At 72.7% G+C, this 20,912-nt stretch carries 20 protein-coding genes; 9 read left to right on the top strand and 11 right to left on the bottom strand.

Annotated features, from left to right (window positions below; genetic code table 11):
- Positions 1-53: 53 nt before the first annotated feature.
- A complete protein-coding gene (locus tag F8R89_RS08130) occupies positions 54-836 on the top strand; it encodes a hypothetical protein (RefSeq protein WP_151783325.1) in 783 nt (260 codons plus the stop codon).
- A 146-nt stretch (positions 837-982) separates the two neighbouring features.
- Here F8R89_RS08130 and chpE read toward each other — a convergent pair whose 3' ends face one another.
- The 3 genes from chpE to F8R89_RS08145 all read right to left on the bottom strand — a co-directional run bounded on the left by chpE (position 983) and on the right by F8R89_RS08145 (position 3,174).
- Positions 983-1,225, bottom strand: a complete 243-nt coding sequence (chpE, locus tag F8R89_RS08135) for a chaplin ChpE (RefSeq protein ID WP_055621323.1) — start codon at positions 1,223-1,225, stop codon at positions 983-985.
- Between the two features lie 169 nt (positions 1,226-1,394).
- Positions 1,395-2,036, bottom strand: coding sequence for a response regulator (locus F8R89_RS08140; RefSeq protein ID WP_151783326.1), 642 nt, complete (start codon positions 2,034-2,036; stop codon positions 1,395-1,397).
- Positions 2,029-3,174 carry a GAF domain-containing sensor histidine kinase gene (locus F8R89_RS08145; protein WP_151783327.1) on the bottom strand — a complete coding sequence of 382 codons (1,146 nt, stop codon included), beginning with the start codon at positions 3,172-3,174 and terminating at the stop codon, positions 2,029-2,031. The genes F8R89_RS08140 and F8R89_RS08145 overlap by 8 nt, the downstream gene beginning before the upstream one ends.
- A gap of 218 nt (positions 3,175-3,392) precedes the next feature.
- Between F8R89_RS08145 and F8R89_RS08150 the strand changes: the two genes are divergently transcribed.
- From F8R89_RS08150 to F8R89_RS08160, 3 genes are all read left to right on the top strand, one after another.
- Entirely contained in the window at positions 3,393-4,091 is a 699-nt protein-coding gene (locus F8R89_RS08150) for an SDR family NAD(P)-dependent oxidoreductase (RefSeq protein ID WP_151783328.1), read from the top strand.
- Positions 4,088-5,197 carry an S-adenosylmethionine:tRNA ribosyltransferase-isomerase gene (locus tag F8R89_RS08155; RefSeq protein ID WP_413251243.1) on the top strand — a complete coding sequence of 370 codons (1,110 nt, stop codon included), beginning with the start codon at positions 4,088-4,090 and terminating at the stop codon, positions 5,195-5,197. The genes F8R89_RS08150 and F8R89_RS08155 overlap by 4 nt, the downstream gene beginning before the upstream one ends.
- 298 nt (positions 5,198-5,495) lie before the next feature.
- Positions 5,496-6,266 (top strand): transglycosylase SLT domain-containing protein, encoded by a 771-nt coding sequence (locus F8R89_RS08160; protein WP_151783329.1) that lies wholly within the window; start codon positions 5,496-5,498, stop codon positions 6,264-6,266.
- Positions 6,267-6,368: 102 nt separating this feature from the next.
- On the opposite strand, the gene F8R89_RS08165 is transcribed toward F8R89_RS08160, so the two are convergent.
- Positions 6,369-8,915, bottom strand: a complete 2,547-nt coding sequence (locus tag F8R89_RS08165; RefSeq protein ID WP_192806069.1) for an FHA domain-containing protein — start codon at positions 8,913-8,915, stop codon at positions 6,369-6,371.
- 239 nt (positions 8,916-9,154) lie between these two features.
- Between F8R89_RS08165 and F8R89_RS08170 the strand changes: the two genes are divergently transcribed.
- Together F8R89_RS08170 and serB are read left to right on the top strand one after the other, a co-directional pair.
- Positions 9,155-11,116, top strand: a complete 1,962-nt coding sequence (locus F8R89_RS08170; RefSeq protein ID WP_151783331.1) for a streptophobe family protein — start codon at positions 9,155-9,157, stop codon at positions 11,114-11,116.
- Between the two features lie 120 nt (positions 11,117-11,236).
- Positions 11,237-12,445, top strand: a complete 1,209-nt coding sequence (gene serB / locus F8R89_RS08175) for a phosphoserine phosphatase SerB (RefSeq protein WP_151783332.1) — start codon at positions 11,237-11,239, stop codon at positions 12,443-12,445.
- 96 nt (positions 12,446-12,541) lie between these two features.
- On the opposite strand, the gene F8R89_RS08180 is transcribed toward serB, so the two are convergent.
- The 4 genes from F8R89_RS08180 to F8R89_RS08195 form a co-directional block, all read right to left on the bottom strand.
- Positions 12,542-13,060 carry a SixA phosphatase family protein gene (locus F8R89_RS08180; protein ID WP_151783333.1) on the bottom strand — a complete coding sequence of 173 codons (519 nt, stop codon included), beginning with the start codon at positions 13,058-13,060 and terminating at the stop codon, positions 12,542-12,544.
- Positions 13,061-13,126: 66 nt separating this feature from the next.
- A complete protein-coding gene (locus tag F8R89_RS08185; RefSeq protein WP_151783334.1) occupies positions 13,127-13,333 on the bottom strand; it encodes a hypothetical protein in 207 nt (68 codons plus the stop codon).
- A 213-nt stretch (positions 13,334-13,546) separates the two neighbouring features.
- On the bottom strand, positions 13,547-13,663 hold the full coding sequence (locus F8R89_RS37095) for an SGM_5486 family transporter-associated protein (protein ID WP_151783335.1): 117 nt from the start codon (positions 13,661-13,663) through the stop codon (positions 13,547-13,549).
- A 49-nt stretch (positions 13,664-13,712) separates the two neighbouring features.
- Complete coding sequence (locus F8R89_RS08195; RefSeq protein WP_151783336.1) at positions 13,713-14,996, bottom strand: CynX/NimT family MFS transporter; 1,284 nt, start codon at positions 14,994-14,996, stop codon at positions 13,713-13,715.
- A 70-nt stretch (positions 14,997-15,066) separates the two neighbouring features.
- Here F8R89_RS08195 and F8R89_RS08200 point away from each other — a divergent pair, with 70 nt between their 5' ends.
- Positions 15,067-15,759 carry a FadR/GntR family transcriptional regulator gene (locus F8R89_RS08200; RefSeq protein WP_151783337.1) on the top strand — a complete coding sequence of 231 codons (693 nt, stop codon included), beginning with the start codon at positions 15,067-15,069 and terminating at the stop codon, positions 15,757-15,759.
- Here F8R89_RS08200 and F8R89_RS08205 read toward each other — a convergent pair.
- The 3 genes from F8R89_RS08205 to fabG form a co-directional block, all read right to left on the bottom strand.
- Positions 15,737-16,081, bottom strand: coding sequence for a hypothetical protein (locus tag F8R89_RS08205; RefSeq protein ID WP_151783338.1), 345 nt, complete (start codon positions 16,079-16,081; stop codon positions 15,737-15,739). The genes F8R89_RS08200 and F8R89_RS08205 overlap by 23 nt on opposite strands.
- Positions 16,082-16,241: 160 nt before the next feature.
- Complete coding sequence (gene fabI, locus F8R89_RS08210; RefSeq protein ID WP_151783339.1) at positions 16,242-17,009, bottom strand: enoyl-ACP reductase FabI; 768 nt, start codon at positions 17,007-17,009, stop codon at positions 16,242-16,244.
- A 5-nt stretch (positions 17,010-17,014) separates the two neighbouring features.
- Positions 17,015-17,734, bottom strand: coding sequence for a 3-oxoacyl-[acyl-carrier-protein] reductase (fabG, locus tag F8R89_RS08215; protein WP_151783340.1), 720 nt, complete (start codon positions 17,732-17,734; stop codon positions 17,015-17,017).
- 240 nt (positions 17,735-17,974) lie between these two features.
- Between fabG and F8R89_RS08220 the strand changes: the two genes are divergently transcribed.
- Positions 17,975-19,498 (top strand): TldD/PmbA family protein, encoded by a 1,524-nt coding sequence (locus tag F8R89_RS08220; RefSeq protein WP_151783341.1) that lies wholly within the window; start codon positions 17,975-17,977, stop codon positions 19,496-19,498.
- Complete coding sequence (locus tag F8R89_RS08225) at positions 19,495-20,889, top strand: metallopeptidase TldD-related protein (protein ID WP_151783342.1); 1,395 nt, start codon at positions 19,495-19,497, stop codon at positions 20,887-20,889. The genes F8R89_RS08220 and F8R89_RS08225 overlap by 4 nt, the downstream gene beginning before the upstream one ends.
- The last annotated feature ends 23 nt before the right edge of the window (positions 20,890-20,912 follow it).

The raw sequence follows: 20,912 nt of genomic DNA on the forward strand, positions 1-20,912 counted from the left end.
TACGCCACCGGTCCGGCCCATCCTTCCATCGGTCCGGTCCTTAGGGTGGTGGCATGCTTTCGGAACCGCGCTCAGGACGCCTCGCCGCTTGGGGCAATGCCCTTTTCGCCGGACTTGTCTCACCCGATGACGCTGTGCTCCAGATCGTCGGGGACGACGCCGTGCACCGGGTGGAGGGGCTGCCCGGTGAGTCGGCGCCCGTCGGGCTGACGCTGGCCCTCGGGCGGCTTCGGCGGCTCGGGGTCACCGGGCTGCGGGTGGCGCTGCCCGCGCCGGGGCATCCGCTGGGGCTGAGCGGACCGCCCGAGTTCAACGCGCGGGCCCTGGAGGCCGAGGAGGCGGTGGTCTGCCACGGGGCGGCCTTCGGGCTGGTGCCGGAGGTGTACGAGGCCGGGCCCGAGGGCGATGTGCATGTGGAGGTCGTCTGGCAGGTGCTGCCCGTGCGGGAGGCGCCGCCCGCCGATGTGCCGTCGCTGGGCGAGGCCGAGCGGGAGCTGGCGGAGGGGCTGCGGGACGCGACCGAGGTGCTGGCGAAGCTGGACGTGGCCGCGTCGGGGCCGGTGGCCGAGGCGGCGATCGACGCGTACCGGGCCCGGGCCGAGCGGGGCCGGGAGGTCCTGGCGCCGGGGTATCCGCCACGAGCGGTCCGGGTGCTGGAGCTGGCGCGGCGGGTGGGTCTGCTGATCTCGCTGGCGCAGGAGAACGGGCACGGGGGTGCCGTGAGCTCGGCGGAGATGCGGGCACGGGCCGAGGCCCTGCGGCCGGTCGAGCGGGTGGCCCGGCGGGCGCAGGTGGCGGCGTACAACGCGGCCGTGGAGCAGCGCGAGGCCCGCTGAGGCCCGCCGGTGGGTACGGCCGGTGGGTACGGGCGAGGGTCCTCTCACGTCAGCGTGAGGGACCCTGCCCGTGGACAGCGCCTGACGATCGGCCTCCCGGTGAGGCGCCCGGGAGGCCTGAGGTCACTGCCTGGTTCGGCGAGGCGTCACTTGTTGACGGCCAGGTTGCCGAAGGCCGGGTTCAGGACGCCGATGACGTTCACGCTGTTGCCGGAGACGTTCGCCGGGATGTGGATCGGGGCCTGGATCAGGTTGCCCGAGACGATGCCCGGCGAGCCGACGGCCTTGCCCTCGGCGTGCGCGTCGGTGGCGGAGGCCATTCCGGTACCGGCGGCCAGCAGGCCACCCGCCACCATCGTCACGGCCGCTGCCTTCTTCAGGTTCTTCACTTTCAAGCCCTCCTAGCGATCGCCGCGGCAGTCGCCGCAGCACGCACTGGAGAACGCCGGAGATCCGGGAAGGATGCGGCCGTCCGGGGGACATTCCCACGACGGTATGAATCTCAGCCCGGACGGGAACCTTCCGGTTCGCCCTCCGTGACCCCTTCCGCAGAGCGTTTCAGCCGGTCACGCCATGGCGTACGGCCCACAGGGCGGCCTGGGTGCGGTCGGAGAGGTCCAGTTTCATGAGGATGTTGGAGACGTGCGTCTTGACGGTCTTCTCCGACAGGACCAGCGCCCGTGCTATCTCACGGTTCGACCGGCCGTCCGCGATGAGGGCGAGCACCTCGCGCTCCCGCTCGGTCAGCGACCCCGCCCTGCCCTGTCCCCCGCCGTTCTCCTCCTGGGAGAGCAGGGCACCGGCGACCTCCGGCTGGAGGAGGACGTGGCCGGCGTGGACCGAGCGGATGGCCCCGGCGAGCGCCTCGGGGTCGATGTCCTTGTAGACGTACCCGGCGGCGCCCGCGCGCAGGGCCGGGATCACCGTGCGCTGTTCGGTGAAGCTGGTCACGATCAGCACGCGCGCGGGGTTGTCGAGCTCGCGCAGCCGGCGCAGGGCGTCGACGCCGTCCATGCCCGGCATCTTGACGTCCATGAGGACGACGTCGGGCCGCAGCTCCTCGGCGCGGTCCACTCCCTCGGCGCCGTCGGCGGCCTCCCCCACGACCTCGATGTCGTCCTGGATCTCGAGGAACGTGCGCAGCCCACGGCGGACGACCTGGTGGTCGTCGACGAGCAGCACCCTGATTGCGTCAGCCACCGGGGACCTCCATCTCGATCGTGGTGCCCTTGTCGGGCGCCGACTCCACGGTCAGCGTGCCGCCGACCCCGCTCGCCCGGTCCCGCATGGAGACCAGGCCCAGATGGCGCCCGGCGCGGCGCACCGTCCTCGGGTCGAAGCCGCCGCCGTCGTCGGTGACGCGCAGCACGGCTCCGGCGCCGCGCCGGTCGAGCGTCACGTCGACGTGCTCGGCGCCGGAGTGCCGCAGGGCGTTGTGCAGGGCCTCCTGGGCGACGCGCAGCAGGGCCTCCTCCTGGGCGGCGGGCAGGGCCCTCACCCCGCGGCCGGCGAAGGTCACGCGCGCGCTGTGGGCGCGGTCGAGGACCTGGATCTGGGTGCGCAGGGTGGCGACGAGGCCGTCCTCGTCGAGGGCCGCGGGGCGCAGCTCGACGACCGCGGCGCGCAGCTCGTCGGCGGCTTCGGCGGCGAGGGCGGCGACCTGGTGGAGTTCGCCCTTGGCGCGGGCCGGGTCGCGGTCGATCAGGGCGGTGGCGGCCTGGGCCGTCAGGCGCAGGGAGAACAGCTTCTGGCTGACGGCGTCGTGCAGCTCGTGGGCGAGGCGGGAGCGCTCCTCGGCGATGGTCAGCTCGCGGCTGCGCTCGTAGAGGCGGGCGTTGGTGAGGGCGATCGCCGCGTGCTGGGCGAGGATGGCGAGCAGTTCCTCGTCGTCGGCGGTGAAACCGCAGCCGCCGTCCTCCTTCGGGCAGTTCTTGTTGGCGAGGAAGAGCGCGCCGATGACCTCGTCGCCGTCGCGGATCGGCAGGCCGAGGAAGTCGGACATGTCGGGGTGGGCGGAGGGCCAGCCCTCGAAGCGGGGGTCCTTGCGGACGTCCGCGAGGCGCTCGACCTTGGCCTCCTGGAGCATCGCGGCGAGGATGCCGTGCTGCCGCGGCAGGGGGCCGATGGCCTTCCACTGCTCGTCGCTGACGCCGTCCACGACGAACTGGGCGAAGCCGCCGTGGTCGTCGGGGACGCCGAGCGCGGCGTACTGCGCGTCGAGCAGCTCGCGGGCCGAGGCGACGATCGTCTTCAGGACGTCGCGCACCTCGAGGTGCCTGCTCATGGCCAGCAGCGCGGAGCTCACGGCGGCGAGGCCGGACCGGGGGCCTTGACTCATGTCCCTCACGGTACCGGCGGGGTGTGACGGGCGGATCGGGCCGGTGACGGCGTCGGACTGGGGCGGCGGTCCTAGGTCTGCGGTCCCCCGTGCTCGGGGCGTAGGGCGAACGGCCCCGGTGGTTGCGGCTCGCGTCCGAGGCGGGCGGGGCGAGCCGGTTCCTAGCGTGAGGGCACCGCCGGGTCCACGGCGGTCGGGGAGACGAGGGGACGGTTGTCATGCCGGTCGCGATCATCACAGGGGCTTCGAAGGGGCTGGGGCGGGCGCTCGCCGAGGGGCTGGCCGGGCGGGGCTGGGATCTGGTGCTGGACGCGCGGACGGCCGGGGCGCTGGAGCGGACGGCGGCCGCGCTGCGGCGGCACGGCACGCGCGTGACGGCGGTGCCGGGGGATGTGACGGCGGCGGAGCACCGGGTGGCGCTGGTCGAGGCGGCCCGGCGGCTGGGCGGCGTCGATCTGCTGGTGAGCAACGCCAGCGCGCTCGGTGCCGAGCCGCTGGTCCGGCTGGACGCGCTGCCGCTCGAAGGGCTGCGGCGGGCGCTGGAGGTGAACGTGGTCGCCGCGCTGGGGCTCGTCCAGGAGGCACTGCCGCTGCTGCGGGCGTCCGCGGCGGGCTCGGTGATCGCCGTCAGCTCGGACGCTGCCGTGGAGGCGTACGGGACCTGGGGCGGGTACGGGGCGTCGAAGGCCGCGCTGGACCAGCTGGCGGCGGTGCTGGGCGCGGAGGAGCCGGGGCTGCGGGTGTGGGCGGTGGACCCCGGGGACATGGCCACGGACCTGTACGCGGCGGCCGTACCGGACGACGACGAGGCGCGTCCGGAGCCGGACGCGGTGGTGCCGGCGTTCCTGCGGTTGCTGGACGAGCGGCCGCCCGGCGGGCGGTATACGGCGTCCGGCCTGGTGGGGGGCCGGCGGTGACGCTCATGGTGCGGGTGCCGCCGGAGCTGTCGGCGCGGGCGCCGGCCGAGCAGCGGGGGCCGGGGCTGGACCGGGACGCCGTACGTCTGCTGGTGTCCCGGGGCACGGAGGTGAGCCATCACGTCTTCCGTGAGCTGCCGGGGCTGCTGCGGGCCGGGGACGTACTGGTCGTCAACACGTCCGAGACGCTGCCCGCCGCGGTGGACGGCCGGATCGGGCCCGCGCGCGTGGTGGTGCACTTCTCCACGCGCGGGGACGACGGGCGCTGGGCGGTGGAACTGCGGGATCCCGACGGGCGGGGCACCACGCGCGCGCGTACGGGCGGGCCTGCGGGGACGAAGGTGTGTCTGCCCGGTGGTCTGCGGCTGGTGCTGGAGGAGCCCCTGGACCCGGTGGGCGGGCGGCTCTGGTGGGCACGGCCGGTGACGGACGGGGGCGGGCCCGCCGGTCCGGGGCGGGTGCTCGGGGTGATGCGGGCCCATGGGCGGCCCATCCGCTACGCCTATACGGAGCGGGACCAACCGCTGTCCGTGTACCGGACCGTGTTCGCGCTGCCGTCGGCCGACGGGGCGGGCAGTGCGGAGATGCCGAGTGCGGCGCGTCCCTTCACGGCGGGGCTGGTGGCGGAGCTGGTGAGCCGGGGGGTGCAGTTCGCGCCGGTCGCGCTGCACACCGGGGTGGCGTCGGCGGAGGCGCACGAGCCGCCGTATCCGGAGCGGTTCCGGGTGCCGGAGGCCTCGGCACGGCTGATCCGGGCGGCGCGGGCGGGGTCAGGCCGGGTCGTCGCGGTCGGGACGACGGCCGTGCGGGCCGTGGAGTCGGCGGTGGACGCCGACGGCGTCGTCCGCGCGCGGGAGGGCTGGACGGACCTGGTGGTCACCCCGGAGCGGGGGGTGCGGGTGGTGGATGGTCTGCTGACCGGGCTGCACGAGCCGGAGGCGTCGCATCTGCTGATGCTGGAGGCGGTCGCGGGACGGGCCGCGATCGAGGCGGGTTACGCGCAGGCGCTGCACGAGCGGTACCTGTGGCACGAGTTCGGGGACGTCCATCTCGTCCTGCCCTCGGAAGGGCCTCACGCTGAGCGTTGCGTCAGCAACTGCGCGTAAGACGGGGGCGGCCGTCGTGTGAGCCCCCGCATAGGGCGCAGGTCACGTACGAAAGTCCGTAGTAGGTGGCTGTGTCCCTTTTGAGCGGCCCATACAGTCCTGACTGTCCTATTTTGCCCCTCCTGGGTCTCCTACCGAGGATCGTAGGTCACACCTTTGCCACGCGATTTTGCGGCCGCTAAGAATTGCTCTCGTCGCTCAGCGCCGTGGCTCAGTCCGCGGCGATTGTGCAGAGAAGCACCCGTGTCCCCGCCGGACAGCGAGCGACCTCCCGCAACTCAGAGAGGTCCCCACTGCCATGCTCAAGAACGCCAAGAACCGCATCCTCAGTCGTCCGATCACCAAGCGCCACAAGATCGCCATGGCCGGAGTCACCACGCTCGGTGCCGCCGCCATCGCCGTCTCCGCCACCGTCCCCGGCAACGCCGGGACGACCACGGCCGAAGCCCCCACGGGCAAGGTGGCGTACAGCGACAAGCAGATCAAGGACGTCAAGGGCAGCGTCACCGACCAGCTCGCCTCGAAGTCGGTGAAGGCGCAGGAGATCGCCGCGAAGAAGGCCGCCGCGGACGCCGCCGCCAAGAAGAAGGCCGCCGCCGAGACCGCGGCCAAGAAGAAGGCGGCCGCCGAGGCCGCCGCCAAGAAGGCCGCCGCGGCGAAGAAGGCCGAGGCCGCCCGCAAGGCGAAGGAGGCCGCCAGCCGGTCCGCCAAGCGGGTCGAGGTCAAGCAGGTCGCCGCGAAGACCTACCCGAACAACCTCGACGGCTGGATCCGTGAGGCCCTGGACATCATGAAGAAGCACGACATCCCGGGCACCTACCACGGCCTGCACAAGAACATCATGCGCGAGTCCTCGGGCAACCCGAACGCCATCAACGACTGGGACATCAACGCCATCAACGGCGTCCCGTCGATCGGTCTGCTGCAGATCATCAAGCCGACCTTCGACACCTACCACGTCCCGGGCACCGCCTGGAGCCAGTACGACCCGGTCGCGAACCTGACCGCCGCCGCCAACTACGCGGCGCACCGCTACGGTTCGATCGACAACGTCAACAGCGCGTACTGAGGCACTCGGCGGACCTCTCGGTCTCAGCGACACGCCGAAGCGCGGCACCCCGGTGGGGGTGCCGCGCTTCGCCTCGCGGGTCCGGTCGCGCCGATGCGCGGACTACTTCCGCATGACCTCCGGCTCGTGCCGCCGCAGGAAGCGGGCCACGAAGATGCCGCAGATCACGCCGAGGGCGATCAGGGCCAGCATGTCCATGGTCCAGGCCCCGACGGTGTGCTCCCACAGCGGATCGCCGCTCTCGCCCTTGTCGGGCGGGCTGATCTTGTTGAAGTCCAGCGTGGCGCCGGCCGCGCCCACCGCCCAGCGCGACGGCATCAGGAACGAGATCTGGTTCGCGCCGATCGAGCCGTTCAGCGCGAAGAGGCAGCCGGTGAACACCACCTGGATGATCGCGAACATGACCAGCAGCGGCATGGTCTTCTCGGCGGTCTTCACCAGGGCCGAGATGATCAGGCCGAACATCATCGAGGTGAAGCCGAGCGCCATGATCGGCACCGACAGCTCGAGCAGCGTCAGGTTCCCCAGGACCAGGCCCTCCTCGGGGATCTCCCGGCTGGAGAAGCCGATGACGCCGACCATCAGGCCCTGGAGCACGGTGATGACGCCGAGCACGAACACCTTGGACATCAGGTACGCGGAACGCGACAGGCCGGTCGCGCGCTCCCGCTCGTAGATGACCCGCTCCTTGATCAGCTCACGCACCGAGTTCGCGGCGCCGGCGAAGCAGGCGCCGACGGCGAGGATCAGCAGGACGGTCGTGGCCGTGCCGTTCGGGATGATCCGCCCGGTCTGCGGGTTCGCCGGGTTCGGCAGCAGCCCCTTGCCGGAGTCGATCAGCAGGCTCACCGCGCCGAGGACCCCGGGCAGGATCACCATGAGGGCCAGGAAGCCCTTGTCGGAGACGATCACCGACACATAGCGCCGCACCAGCGTGACGAACTGGGACATCCAGCCCTGCGGCTTGGGCGGCTTCATCGCCTGCATCGGCGGCATCTGTACGGACTGCGGGGCTATCGCGTCGATGTCCGCGGCGTACATCTGGTAGTGCTGCGAGCCCTTCCAGCGTCCCGCCCAGTCGTAGTCGCGGTAGTTCTCGAAGGCGGAGAAGACGTCGGCCCAGGTGTCGTAGCCGAAGAAGTTGAGCGCCTCCTCCGGCGGTCCGAAGTAGGCGACCGCGCCGCCCGGCGCCATCACCAGCAGCTTGTCGCACAGCGCCAGCTCGGCCACGGAGTGCGTGACGACGAGGACCGTACGGCCGTCGTCGGCTAGGCCGCGCAGCAGCTGCATCACATCGCGGTCCATGCCCGGGTCGAGGCCCGAGGTCGGCTCGTCGAGGAAGATCAGCGACGGCTTGGTCAGCAGCTCCAGGGCCACCGAGACGCGCTTGCGCTGGCCGCCGGAGAGGGAGGTGACCTTCTTCTCCTTGTGGATGTCCAGCTTCAGCTCGCGCAGCACCTCATCGATCCGCGCCTCGCGCTCGGCGGTCGTGGTGTCGGCGGGGAAGCGCAGCTTGGCCGCGTACTTGAGGGCCTTCTTGACGGTCAGCTCCTTGTGCAGGATGTCGTCCTGCGGGACCAGACCGATGCGCTGGCGCAGCTCGGCGAACTGCTTGTAGAGGTTGCGGTTGTCGTAGAGGACGTCGCCCTGGTTGGCGGGCCGGTAGCCGGTGAGCGCCTTGAGCAGCGTCGACTTGCCGGAGCCGGACGGGCCGATGACCGCGATGAGGGACTTCTCGGGGACGCCGAAGGAAACGTCCTTGAGGATCTGCTTGCCGCCGTCGACCGTGACGGTCAGGTGGCGGGCCGAGAACGAGACCTCACCGGTGTCGACGAACTCCTCGAGGCGGTCGCCGACGATACGGAACGTGGAGTGGCCGACGCCGACGATGTCGGTCGGGCCGAGCAGCTGGGAGCCGCCCTTGCCGATCGGCTGGCCGTTGACGTAGGTGCCGTTGTGGGCGCCGAGATCGCGGATCTCCATGCGGCCGTCGGGCGTCGAGTGGAACTCGGCGTGGTGCCGGGAGACCTGGAGGTCGGAGACGACCAGGTCGTTGTCCAGCGCACGGCCGATGCGCATCACACGGCCGATGGAGAACTGGTGGAACGTGGTGGGGCTGCGGTCGCCGTACACCGGCGGCACCCCCGCGCCACCGCCGGCACCCTGCTGCTGCGGGATGTGCGCGTCCCGCTGCCGGGGCTCCTGCCAGCCTGCCTGTCCGCCCTGCTGCTGCGGCGCCGGCTGCGCGGGCGCCTGGCCCCAGCCGGGCTGCGCGCCCTGCGCGGCGTACGGCTGCTGCTGCGGCTGTGCCTGCGCCTGTGCCTGCTGCTGTGCCTGCTGCGGGGCGGCGGAGGCCGCGCCACCGGACACGGTCAGCTGCGGCCCGTCGGTCGCGTTGCCCAGATGCACGGCCGAACCGGGGCCGATCTCCAGGTGGTGGATGCGATGGCCCTGCACGAACGTGCCGTTGGTGCTGCCGTGGTCCTCGATGACCCAACTGCGGCCGCTCCAGCTGATCGTGGCGTGCCGCCAGGAGACCCTGGCGTCGTCGAGCACGATGTCTCCCTGGGGATCGCGTCCCAGGGTGTAGGGCCTGGACGGGTCGAGCGTCCAGGTCCGTCCATTCAATTCCAGTACGAGTTCCGGCACTCCATGCCCCACTGAGTAGTCCCCCGAGTTACCCCCATCACAGGGAGTCTAGGGATGTCGAACATCGTCGGGAACTATTTCAGGCTCCGCCCCCTGACCGAAAGTCGGACCTTGTGAGGAGCACGCATATGCGGTTCGGCTGGTTCCGTTGACGGGGTGGAAATCAGTCCGGAGAGTGGTGAACCACGCAAGGGGGACATGCGCGGCGACCGTCCGCGCCGCGGATCGGGGGGTCTGCCATGAGCGCGTCCACGAACGTCGGGACCTCGGGGCCGGGAAGGACCGGACCGCCGTGGGGGGACGTCCTGCTGTCCGCGGTCGTGTCCGTGAGCTGGGCACTGATCGGGATGGCGGGCACCGCCGCCCTCGGGCTGCACCTGCTGGGCGCGGACGCGACGGCCTCGCTGGGCCCGATGTCCGCGGCGGTGGTGGCGCTCGGGGCGGGTGGCTCGGTCACCCCGTCCGGAGACGTGTCCGCCTTCGGGCTGACCGGTGCGCAGGCGGCGACGGCCGTCGACATCGCGCCACTGGGCGTGGGGCTGGTCGGCGCGCTGCTGCTGGCGGGGCTGTTCCTGCGGTCCCTGCGGGCCGCGCGGGACGTGATCGCACCGTCCGAACTCCTCGCGCGCGTGGGCACGGTGGCCGCCCTGTTCGTGGCGATGCTGGGCGGGCTGGCCTGGGCGGGGCACGACGTCGTCACGATCGACGGCGGTGCGCTGGGCCTCGACGACGTGCCCGGGGCCGGCGGGAGCGTCGAGGTCCCGGGGCTCGGGGACATCGGAGGGCTGCTCCCGGACCGGATCGGCGACCTCGTCGGCGCGAAGGCCGCGGTGGGCTTCACGGTGGACACGGCGCCGACCCTGCTCGGCGGCCTGGCCTGGTGCGCCGGTGTGCTGCTGATCGCCCTCCTGGCCTCGCGCCGGACGCCGCTGCCGCGCGGCTGGGAGGCCGTGCACCGCGTGGTACGGCCCGCCGTGTCCGCCCTCGTCACCGTGCTGCTGGTCGCGGTCGCCGCCGGGCTCGCGGCGGCCGTGTACGCGGCGATCGGCGACGACCATCCGAAGCGGATCGCGGGGGCCGCGCTGCTCGGTGCCCCGAACGGGGTGTGGCTCGGCGTGCCGCTCGGCCTGTTCGTCCCGTTCGACGGCCGGGCGACGGGCCCGCTGGCCCGGCTGCTCCCCGACCCGCTGGACGACCTGCTGGCCGGCGGCGGCGAGCGGTCCGTGACGCTGGGCCGGCTGGCGGAGCTGGACGGGCGGGTGTGGCTGCTGGGGGTGGCGGCGGCCCTGATGATGCTGCTCGCGGGCGTCCTCACGGCGGTCCGCACCCCCCAGGAGGTACGGGATCCGGGGGCGGTGCGGTTCGCCGGGCGCTGCGCGCTGCGGTTGGGGACGGCCACGGCACTGGCCCTGGCCCTCCTCGTCCGGCTCACCGCGCTGTCCGCGGACGCCTCCTTGTCGGTGCTGGGCTTCGACGCGTTCGGCGCGGGCGTGGAGCTGCGCGGCAGCCTGCCCATGGCGCTGCTGCTGGGGGCCGCCTGGGGCGCCGGGGCCGGTGCCCTGGGCGCGCTGGCGGCGCGCCTGGCGCGGACGGCGGGGGTACGGGCGGCGCCCCTGGCGCGAGCGGGCTCGGCCGGCGGGCCGGGCCACGGGACCGGCGCGGGCCCGTACACACCCGGCACCCCCTACCGCCCACCGAACCCGGCGACGAACCCGTATCTCCGGGTACCGGACGAACTGCGCGAGCCGGAGGACGCACGGCCGACCGGGGTGGGCGGGGCGGGCGGGGTGACCGGGGTGGGCGGGGCGGCCGGGGTGGGCGGGGCGACCGGGGTGGGCGGGGCGACCGGGGCGACCGGGGCGGCGGGGGTGTCTGAGGCCTCTGGAGTGCCCGGAGCCCCCGGAAGCACAGAGCCAGACGGGGGCGCGCGGGAGCCCGGGGAGGCGCGGCCACCCGGTGAGCCGCCGCCACCCCGAGGCGGGGACGTCTACGGCGCCCCCACCGTCGTACGGCCGATCGAGCCGCCCCGGCGCCGGGGACGCGGCCCCTCCGGCACGGACGAGGGACCGCCGCCTCCTCCCCCGCCACCGGGACACCCAAAGGCAGGCGGTAGCGGGAGCGGCAACGGCGTCGGGGGCGCACGGCCGCCCGGTGAGCCGCCCCCTCCCCCGCCACCGGGGACACCCAAGGGCAGGCGGTAGCGGTCGGGGCGGCGGAGGGCGCGCCGTTCCCCCGTCGCCCCTGAGTCACCCGGAGTTCCCTGTCCGGCAGGCGGACCTCGGGGGCGCTCGGCACGGAGTGCCGGATACGGTGGAGGCACCATGAGCGCTTCGCAGACCTCAGACCTCCCCACCCTTCTCGTCAAGATCTTCGGGAAGGACAGGCCGGGCATCACGGCCGGACTCTTCGACACGCTGGCGGCCTACGCGGTCGACGTGGTCGACATCGAGCAGGTCGTCACCCGTGGCCGGATCACCCTGTGCGCGCTCGTGACCGAGCCGCCCGCCGGGCTCGAGGGGGATCTGCGGGCGACCGTCCACAGCTGGGCGGAGTCGATGAAGATGCAGGCGGAGATCATCTCCGGCCTGGGCGACAACCGTCCGCGCGGTGTCGGACGCTCCCTCGTGACCGTGCTCGGGCACCCGCTCACCGCGGAGGCGACGGCCGCGATCGCGTCCCGGATCACCGGCTCCGGCGCGAACATCGACCGTATCTTCCGGCTCGCCAAGTACCCCGTGACGGCGGTGGAGTTCGCCGTCTCCGGTGCCGGGACCGAGCCGCTGCGCACCGCTCTGGCGCCGGACGCGGCGGCTCTGGGCGTGGACATCGCGGTCGTCGCGGCCGGTCTGCACCGCCGTGCCCAGCGCCTCGTCGTCATGGACGTCGACTCGACGCTCATCCAGGACGAGGTCATCGAGCTGTTCGCGGCGCACGCCGGCTGTGAGGACAAGGTCGCCGAGGTCACGGCGGCCGCGATGCGCGGGGAGCTGGACTTCGAGCAGTCGCTGCACGCGCGCGTGGCGCTGCTGGAGGGGCTGGACGCCTCGGTGGTGGACAAGGTGCGCAGCGAGGTGCGGCTGACGCCGGGCGCGCGCACGCTGATCCGGACCCTGAAGCGGCTCGGTTACCAAGTGGGCGTGGTGTCGGGCGGGTTCACGCAGGTCACCGACGACCTGAAGGAGCGTCTCGGGCTGGACTTCGCCCAGGCGAACACGCTGGAGATCGTCGACGGCCGGCTCACGGGCCGGGTCACGGGCGAGATCGTGGACCGCGCGGGCAAGGCCCGGCTGCTGCGCCGCTTCGCGGCCGAGGCGGGTGTCCCGCTGGCACAGACGGTGGCGATCGGTGACGGCGCCAACGACCTGGACATGCTGAACGCGGCGGGGCTCGGTGTCGCCTTCAACGCGAAGCCGGTGGTCCGCGAGGCGGCGCACACGGCGGTGAACGTGCCGTTCCTGGACACCGTCCTGTATCTGCTGGGCGTCACCCGCGAGGAGGTCGAGGCGGCGGACATCCTCGACGGTGAGTGACGCCCCGCGACCGCGCCCGCGCCCGTGACCCGGGCCGGACCGGACGCACGAGGGCCCGGCGCCAGGACGGCGCCGGGCCCTTCGCGTGCGCGTGGGTCACTCGGAGGGCGCCCAGTAGTCGACCAGCGTGGCCACGCCGGGCTCCAGGGCCTTCCAGGTGCCGGTGAAGGTGAGGACCGCGTAGGCGGCGGCCGGGAAGCCGCGGCGGGTCATCCGGTCGCGGGCGTCGCCCTCGGCGGAGCCGGCGAGGACCTCGGTGAGACCCTGCGCGCCGGGGTTGTGGCCGATCAGCAGGAGGTTCTGCACGTCGTCGGGGGTCTCGTTGAGCACGGCGATCAGCTCGCCGGGCGAGGCCTCGTAGATCCGCTCCTCGTAGACCGTTTTCGGCCGGTGCTGGAACTCGTGGACGGCGAGTTTCCAGGTCTCACGGGTGCGGACGGCGGTGGAGCACAGGGCCAGGTCGAACGGGATGGCGGTGTCCGCCAGCCTGCGCCCGGCCTCGGCCGCGTCCAGGCGGCCCCGCTCGGCGAGGGGACGCTCGTGGTCCGCCACCTGGGGCCAGTCGGCTTTCGCATGCCGGAAGATCACAATCCTGCGGGGTTCTGCGACGCTCATGAGATCCAGCTTCGCATGAAACAGGCCACGGGGCGCAGGGAGTTGACGGGGCGCCTCCGGGGGTGCTCAGCGGGTGACCAGCTGCTGGACGCGTTCGAGGAGGAGACCGATGCCGGGCTCGGCCGGGGCGGCCTGCGCCTCGGACGGGTTCAGGATGAGCAGCAGCAGCGTCACGAAGGCGAGCGTCGGCAGGGCCAGGGCCCACCAGGGCAGCCGGATGTCGGCACGGCCCGTGGCCGCCGGTCGGGGCGGGGTGTGCGTAGGGGCCGACATGCTGCCTCCGTGGGTCCTCGGTCCTCCGTGGCCGCCTTCGGGCGGGCACATCTCGAAGGTACGGAGGACGGGGCCGCCAACCCATCCGGTGATCCACCCAGTTGACCCTGACACTCACCCCCTAGGGGATGGGGGGTTAGCCCCACCCTCGGCCCTGCACCCGGAGGTCCACGGGGGCGGGTGGGGTCCGGCGGGGCGGCCGGGGCCGCCGGGTCAGGGGGCGGCGATCGTCGCGACGATTCCGATGATCACGAAGATGGCGAGGAACGCGCCGAGGATCAGCAGCAGCTTCTTCTGGCCGTTCTGGGGGTTCGGGTCGAGCACGGGCATACGGCCAGTCTCGCACCCCCGGCTCCCCCGCCCCGGCCGGGGGGTGCGCTCAGCGCGTCGCCTCGTCCTCCACCGTACGGTCGCGTCCGGCGAGGACGCCCACCGCCATCTGCGGGATCATGAGCCCCGCCATCAGCGCGATGGGCAGACCCCAGCCGCCGCTGTGCTCGTAGAGGACGCCGACCAGGAGCGGCCCGGGGATGGAGATCAGATAGCCGGTGCTCTGGGCGAAGCCGGACAGCTGGGCCACGCCCGCGCTGGTCCTGGCGCGCATGCCGACCATGGTCAGGGCCAGCGGGAACGAGCAGTTCGAGATGCCGAGCAGCAGGGCCCAGAGCCAGGAGCCGCCGGCGGGCGCGAGGTACAGCCCGGCGTAGCCGGCGAGGCCGCAGGCGCCCAGCGCGAGCACGATGGGGCCCTGGTGGGGCAGGCGGGTGGCCAGGCGCGGGATGACGAAGGCGAGGGGCACGCCCATGACCATGGTGACGGCGAGCAGCAGTCCGGCCGTGCCGGCGTGCACGCCGGAGTCCCGGAAGATCTGCGCCATCCAGCCCATGGTGATGTAGGCGCCGGTGGCCTGGAGGCCGAAGTAGACGGCGAGGGCCCAGGCTGTGCGGCTGCGGGTGACGCGCAGCCGGGGGGCGTCCACGCGCGCGTGCGGGTCCTGGGCGGGTGTGGTGCCCCGGTCCCGTACGAAGGGCAGCCAGGGCAGGACGGCGGCCGCGCCGAGGCCTCCCCAGACGGCGAGGCCGGTCTGCCAACTGCCGCCGAGCGCCTCGGTCATGGGGACGGTGACGGCGGCGGCGGAGGCGGTGCCGAGGGCGAGGGCCATGGAGTACAGGCCGGTCATGGAGCCGACCCGGTCGGGGAACCAGCGCTTGACGATGACGGGCATCAGGACGTTGCTGACGGCGATGCCCATGAGGGTGAGGGCGCTGGCGGCCAGGAATCCCGCGGTGCCGCCGGCGTAGGGCCGGATCAGCAGGCCGGCGGTGATGGCGACCATGCCCGCGCAGACGACGGCGCCGGGGCCGAAGCGGCGGGCGAGGCGGGGCGCGGTGACGCCGAAGACGGCGAAGCAGAGCGGGGGCACGGAGGTCAGCAGGCCGGCGACGCTGCCGCTCATGCCGAGGGCGTCGCGGACCTCTTCGAGGAGGGCGCCGAGGCTGGTGATGGCGGGGCGGAGGTTGAGCGCGGTGAGGACGATGCCGGCGATGAGCAGCCGGGTCGTCCACGCGCGCGGGGCGGGCTGCGCCGGGGTGGGGGTCTCGGGGGTGCGTATCCGTGTGGACGTCGTCGCCCGGTTCTCCTCGCGTGCCATGGGAGCCATCATAGAATCATGGGATGATTGGTTGTCCACGCTCGGGCTCCCCGGTCCCGCCGCTGTCGTGCGAAGGTGTGTCATGCCCCTGAGCCACCCCCGCCGCTCGGCCCTGTCCGAGCAGGTCATCGCGGCCCTGCGCAACCAGATCACCTCGGGCGAATGGCCGGTCGGCTCCCGTATCCCGACCGAGCCGGAGCTCGTCGAGCAGCTGGGCGTCGCCCGCAACACTGTCCGTGAGGCCGTCCGGGCGCTCGCGCACAACGGGCTGCTGGACATCCGCCAGGGCTCCGGCACCTATGTGGTGGCGACCAGCGAGCTGGCCGGCGTGATGCACCGTCGCTTCGCCGGCGCCGACCCCCGGCACATCGCGGAGCTGCGCGCCACGCTGGAGTCGGCCGCCGCGAAGCTGGCCGCCGAGCGGCGCACCGAGAAGGACCTCAAGCAGCTCGACGCGCTGCTGCTGCGGCGCGAGGAAGCATGGGAGTCGGGCGACGCGGAGGCGTTCGTGACCGCCGACGCCACCTTCCACCTCGCGGTCGTGGCGGCCTCCCACAACGACGTGATGAGCGCGATGTACGCGGACCTCGGCGAGGTGCTGCGGGACTGGCTGCGCGACGACGTCGGCCCGCGGCTGACCCCGGAGACGTACATGGACCACGCCCGGCTGGTGGACGCGATCCGCACGGGCGACGCCGGGGCGGCCGCGGCGGAGGCGGCGAGCTATCCGTTCCTGTGCCGGCCGGGGCGCCTCAGCGGTCCCGGTGGTGGCTGATCCAGGCCGAGTCCACTTCTTTCCAGCAGCGGCCGGCCAGGCGGACGGTCTGCGCGGGTTCGGCCGGCACCGGGCGGCCGTCGGTGTCGAGGTCCCACCAGCGGGCGCACTCCACGTGCAGACGGACGCGGTCCGTCCTCGGATAGGGGTTGTGGCACGACGCGGTCACCTCGGAACCGGTGACCCGTATGCGGCATTCGGCGCCGAACGGCTCCTTGGCGGCCGGCACCTCTGCGGGGGCGTGGGCCGCCGCCTCGTACGACAGGGGGAGCACGAGGGCGACGGCGACGGTCGTTGAGGCCAAGCGGCGGGACAAGCGCACAAGGGGACCTCCTCGGCCGTTGCGGGTGAGGGGTTCGCGTGGTGAATGCGTACTCCAGAGTGCCCGCCGGCAGGTCTCCCCCGCCCGGCCGGGTGGGCCGAACGGGTGACGCCCCGCCCCCCGCGCGCGGCGGGGAACGGGGCGTCGTGAAGTGCCGTGATCAGGCGCCGATGGCGTGCAGACCACCGTCGACGTGGATGATCTCGCCGGTGGTCTTCGGGAACCAGTCGCTGAGCAGGGCGACGATGCCGCGGCCGGCCGGCTCCGGGTCCTTCAGGTCCCACTCCAGCGGGGAGCGGGTGTCCCACACGGAGGCCAGCTCGCCGAAGCCCGGGATGGACTTGGCGGCCATCGAGCCGATCGGGCCGGCCGAGATCAGGTTGCACCGGATGTTCTGCTTGCCCAGGTCGCGGGCCATGTAGCGGCTGGTGGCCTCCAGGGCGGCCTTGGCCGGGCCCATCCAGTCGTACTGCGGCCACGCGTACTGCGCGTCGAACGTCAGGCCGACGACCGAGCCGCCGTTCTGCATCAGCGGCAGGCAGGCCATGGTCAGCGACTTCAGGGAGTACGCCGAGACGTGCATGGCGGTGGCGACCGACTCGAACGGCGTGTTCAGGAAGTTGCCGCCGAGCGCGTCCTGCGGGGCGAAGCCGATGGAGTGCACGACGCCGTCCAGGCCGCCGAGCTCCTCGCCGACGATGTCGGCCAGCCGGCCCAGGTGCTCGTCGTTGGTGACGTCGAGCTCGATGACCTTGGTGGGCTTGGGGAGCTTCCTGGCGATGCGCTCGGTCAGCGTGGGCCGCGGGAACGCGGTCAGGATGATCTCGGCGCCCTGCTCCTGGGCCAGCTTGGCGGCGTGGAAGGCGATGGAGGACTCCATCAGCACACCGGTGATCAGGACGCGCTTGCCCTCGAGAATTCCGCTCATGGTGATCAGTGACCCATTCCCAGTCCGCCGTCAACGGGGATGACGGCTCCAGTGATGTACGAGGCGTCGTCCGAGGCGAGGAACCGCACCGTCGCGGCGATCTCCTCCGGCTGCGCGTAACGGCCGAGCGGGACCTGCGACACGATGTTCGCGCGCTGCTCGTCGGTGAGCACCTTGGTCATGTCGGTGTCGACGAAGCCGGGCGCGACGACGTTGAAGGTGATGTTGCGCGAGCCCAGCTCACGGGCGAGGGAGCGCGCGAAGCCGACGAGGCCGGCCTTGGAGGCGGCGTAGTTGGCCTGGCCGGGGCCGCCGAGGAGGCCGACCACCGAGGAGATCAGCACGACGCGGCCCTTCTTGGCGCGCAGCATGGCGCGGTTGGCGCGCTTGACGACCCGGAAGGTGCCCGTGAGGTTGGTGTCGACGACCGAGGTGAAGTCCTCCTCGGACATGCGCATCAGGAGCTGGTCCTTGGTGATGCCGGCGTTGGCGACGAGCACCTCGACGGGCCCGTGCGCGTCCTCGATCTCCTTGTAGGCCTGCTCCACCTGCTCGGTGTCGGTGATGTCGCACCTGACGGCGAGGCAGCCGAGCTCCGCGAGGGCGGCCGGCGGCTCACCCGAGCGGTATGTGATGGCGACCTTGTCGCCGGCTTCGGCGAACGCGCGGGCGATGGCGAGGCCGATGCCCCGGTTGCCTCCGGTGACGAGAACCGAGCGGCTCAACGGATCACCCTTTCGATAGGGGTCTGACACATCCGCCCGGACAGCTGGATGACAGGCGGCTTCTCCGAAAACCTATCGGTCGCGCCTGGGCGGACGACATTCGGGCACCGACAGTGGCTCGGGTGAGTCACTGTCGGGTCTCTACAGAAAGTCCCCGGTTGGAGCCGGAAACGTGTGGTCCCGGGCGCCGCCCGCGCGACATGATCGGTGCCGACAGGTCACGACAGCAGGGAGACCCCCGTGCCCCATACCATCGACGAAGCCTTCACGGCGCTTCCGCTCCGCGCGTTGGCCGACGCGGCCCTGGCACGCGCGCGTGCGCTGGGCGCCGAGCACGCGGACTTCCGGTTCGAGCGGGTGCGCAGCGCCTCGTGGCGGCTGCGGGACGCCCGGCTCGCCGGGTCCTCCGACACCACCGACCTCGGGTACGCGGTGCGGGTCGTGCACGGCGGCACCTGGGGCTTCGCGTCCGGTGTCGACCTCAGCCTGGACGCCGCCGCCAAGGTCGCCTCGCAGGCCGTGGCGATGGCGAAGCTCTCCGCGCAGGTGATCAAGGCCGCCGGTTCCGACGAGCGGGTGGAGCTCGCCGACGAGCCGGTGCACAGCGAGAAGACCTGGGTCTCGTCGTACGAGATCGACCCGTTCACCGTGCCCGACGAGGAGAAGTCGGGGCTGCTCGCCGAGTGGAGCGCGCGGCTGCTCGCGGCCGACGGCGTCAACCACGTGGACGCCTCGCTGCTCACCGTCCACGAGAACAAGTTCTACGCCGACACGGCCGGCACCGTCACCACCCAGCAGCGGGTGCGGCTGCACCCGCAGCTGACGGCCGTCGCGGTGGACGAGTCCAGCGGCGAGTTCGACTCCATGCGCACGATCGCGCCGCCCGTCGGGCGCGGCTGGGAGTACCTGACCGGCACCGGCTGGGACTGGGAGTCGGAGCTGGCGCAGATCCCCGGGCTGCTCGCCGAGAAGATGCGCGCGCCGAGCGTGGAGGCCGGGTCGTACGACCTGGTCGTCGACCCGTCGAACCTGTGGCTGACCATCCACGAGTCCATCGGGCACGCCACCGAGCTGGACCGCGCCCTCGGCTACGAGGCCGCCTACGCCGGCACCTCCTTCGCCACCTTCGACCAGCTGGGCAAGCTGCGGTACGGCTCCGACCTGATGAACGTCACCGGTGACCGCACCGCCGAGCACGGCCTCGCGACCATCGGGTACGACGACGAGGGCGTCGCGGGCCAGTCCTGGGACCTGGTGAGGAACGGCACCCTGGTCGGGTACCAGCTGGACCGGCGCATCGCGAGGCTCACCGGGTTCGAGCGCTCCAACGGGTGCGCGTTCGCCGACTCCCCCGGGCATGTGCCCGTGCAGCGCATGGCCAACGTGTCGCTCCAGCCCGATCCGGCGGGGATGTCGACGGAGGACCTCATCGGCAGCGTGGACCGCGGCATCTACGTGGTCGGCGACCGGTCCTGGTCGATCGACATGCAGCGCTACAACTTCCAGTTCACCGGGCAGCGCTTCTTCCGGATCGAGAACGGCCGGATCACCGGGCAGCTGCGGGACGTCGCCTACCAGGCGACCACCACCGACTTCTGGGGCTCCATGGCGGCCGTCGGCGGCCCCCAGACCTATGTCCTCGGCGGCGCCTTCAATTGCGGCAAGGCCCAGCCCGGGCAGGTCGCGGCGGTGTCGCACGGCTGCCCGTCGGCCCTCTTCAAGGGCGTCAACATTCTGAACACCACGCAGGAGGCCGGCCGATGAGCGCCCGTACCCACAAGCCGCACGAGATCGTCGAGCGGGCCCTGGAGCTGTCCCGGGCGGACGGCTGTGTCGTGATCGCCGACGAGCAGTCCACGGCGAACCTGCGCTGGGCCGGCAACGCCCTCACCACGAACGGCGTCACGCGCGGGCGCACGCTCACCGTCGTCGCGACCGTCGACGGCAAGGAGGGCACCGCCTCCGGTGTCGTCTCCCGGGCCGCGGTGACCGTGGACGAGCTGGAGCCGCTGGTGCGGGCCGCCGAGGCCGCCGCGCGCGCCGCGGGCCCCGCCGAGGACGCGCAGCCGCTGGTCACGGACGTCCCGGCGTCGCCCGACTTCACCGACGCCCCGGCCGAGACGTCGTCCACCGTGTTCGCCGACTTCGCCCCGGCGCTCGGCGAGGCGTTCGCACGCGCGCGTGCGGGCGGCCGGGAGCTGTACGGCTTCGCCAACCACGAGCTGGTGTCGACGTACCTGGGCACCTCCACGGGGCTGCGGCTGCGGCACGACCAGCCCAACGGCACGCTGGAGGTGAACGCCAAGTCGCCGGACCGCACCCGCTCGGCCTGGGCGGGCCGCTCCACGCGTGACTTCAAGGACGTCGACCCGACCGCGATGGACGCCGAGCTCGCGGTGCGCCTGGGCTGGGCCGAGCGGCGCCTGGAGCTGCCGGCGGGCCGCTACGAGACGCTGCTGCCGCCGACGGCCGTGGCCGACCTGCTGATCTACCAGCTGTGGTCGGCGTCCGGGCGGGACGCGGTGGAGGGCCGTACGGTCTTCTCCCAGCCCGGCGGCCGTACGCGCGTGGGCGAGCGGCTGACGGAGCTGCCGCTGAGCCTGCGCAGCGACCCGAACGAGCCGGGCCTGGAGTCCGCGCCCTTCGTGATCGCCCACTCCTCGGGCGGCGACCAGTCCGTGTTCGACAACGGGCTGCCGCTGACCGCCACCGACTGGATGCACCGGGGCGAGCTGCGGCACCTCACGACCAGCCGGCACAGCGCCGCGCTGACCGGGCTGCCGGTCGCGCCGGGCATCGACAACCTGATCCTCGACGGCGGCGAGGACCGCTCGCTGGAGGAGATGGTGGCGAACACCGAGCGCGGGCTGCTGCTGACCTGCCTGTGGTACATCCGCGAGGTCGACCCGGCGACGCTGCTGCTGACCGGCCTCACCCGGGACGGCGTGTACCTGGTCGAGAACGGCGAGGTGGCGGGCGAGGTCAACAACTTCCGGTTCAACGAGTCGCCGGTGGACCTGCTGGGCCGGGCCACCGAGGCGGGCCGGACCGAGAAGACCCTGCCGCGGGAGTGGAGCGACTGGTTCACCAGGGCGGCCATGCCGGCGCTGCGCGTCCCCGATTTCAACATGAGCTCTGTCAGTCAGGGCGTATAACCTCGTAGGCGGCTGTCACTCGA

The sequence above is a fragment of the Streptomyces sp. SS1-1 genome (genome assembly GCF_008973465.1).
Lineage (GTDB): Bacteria > Actinomycetota > Actinomycetes > Streptomycetales > Streptomycetaceae > Streptomyces.

Coding starts and splice junctions, on each gene's coding strand:
- F8R89_RS08200 (WP_151783337.1), top strand. CDS start 15,067: ATGCCCCTGAGCCACCCCCGCCGCTCGGCCCTGTCCGAGCAGGTCATC.
- serB (WP_151783332.1), top strand. CDS start 11,237: ATGAGCGCTTCGCAGACCTCAGACCTCCCCACCCTTCTCGTCAAGATC.
- fabI (WP_151783339.1), bottom strand. CDS start 17,009: ATGAGCGGAATTCTCGAGGGCAAGCGCGTCCTGATCACCGGTGTGCTG.
- F8R89_RS08145 (WP_151783327.1), bottom strand. CDS start 3,174: ATGAGTCAAGGCCCCCGGTCCGGCCTCGCCGCCGTGAGCTCCGCGCTG.
- F8R89_RS08160 (WP_151783329.1), top strand. CDS start 5,496: ATGCTCAAGAACGCCAAGAACCGCATCCTCAGTCGTCCGATCACCAAG.
- F8R89_RS37095 (WP_151783335.1), bottom strand. CDS start 13,663: ATGCCCGTGCTCGACCCGAACCCCCAGAACGGCCAGAAGAAGCTGCTG.
- F8R89_RS08150 (WP_151783328.1), top strand. CDS start 3,393: ATGCCGGTCGCGATCATCACAGGGGCTTCGAAGGGGCTGGGGCGGGCG.
- F8R89_RS08180 (WP_151783333.1), bottom strand. CDS start 13,060: ATGAGCGTCGCAGAACCCCGCAGGATTGTGATCTTCCGGCATGCGAAA.
- F8R89_RS08185 (WP_151783334.1), bottom strand. CDS start 13,333: ATGTCGGCCCCTACGCACACCCCGCCCCGACCGGCGGCCACGGGCCGT.
- F8R89_RS08170 (WP_151783331.1), top strand. CDS start 9,155: ATGAGCGCGTCCACGAACGTCGGGACCTCGGGGCCGGGAAGGACCGGA.
- F8R89_RS08130 (WP_151783325.1), top strand. CDS start 54: ATGCTTTCGGAACCGCGCTCAGGACGCCTCGCCGCTTGGGGCAATGCC.
- F8R89_RS08225 (WP_151783342.1), top strand. CDS start 19,495: ATGAGCGCCCGTACCCACAAGCCGCACGAGATCGTCGAGCGGGCCCTG.
- F8R89_RS08195 (WP_151783336.1), bottom strand. CDS start 14,996: ATGATGGCTCCCATGGCACGCGAGGAGAACCGGGCGACGACGTCCACA.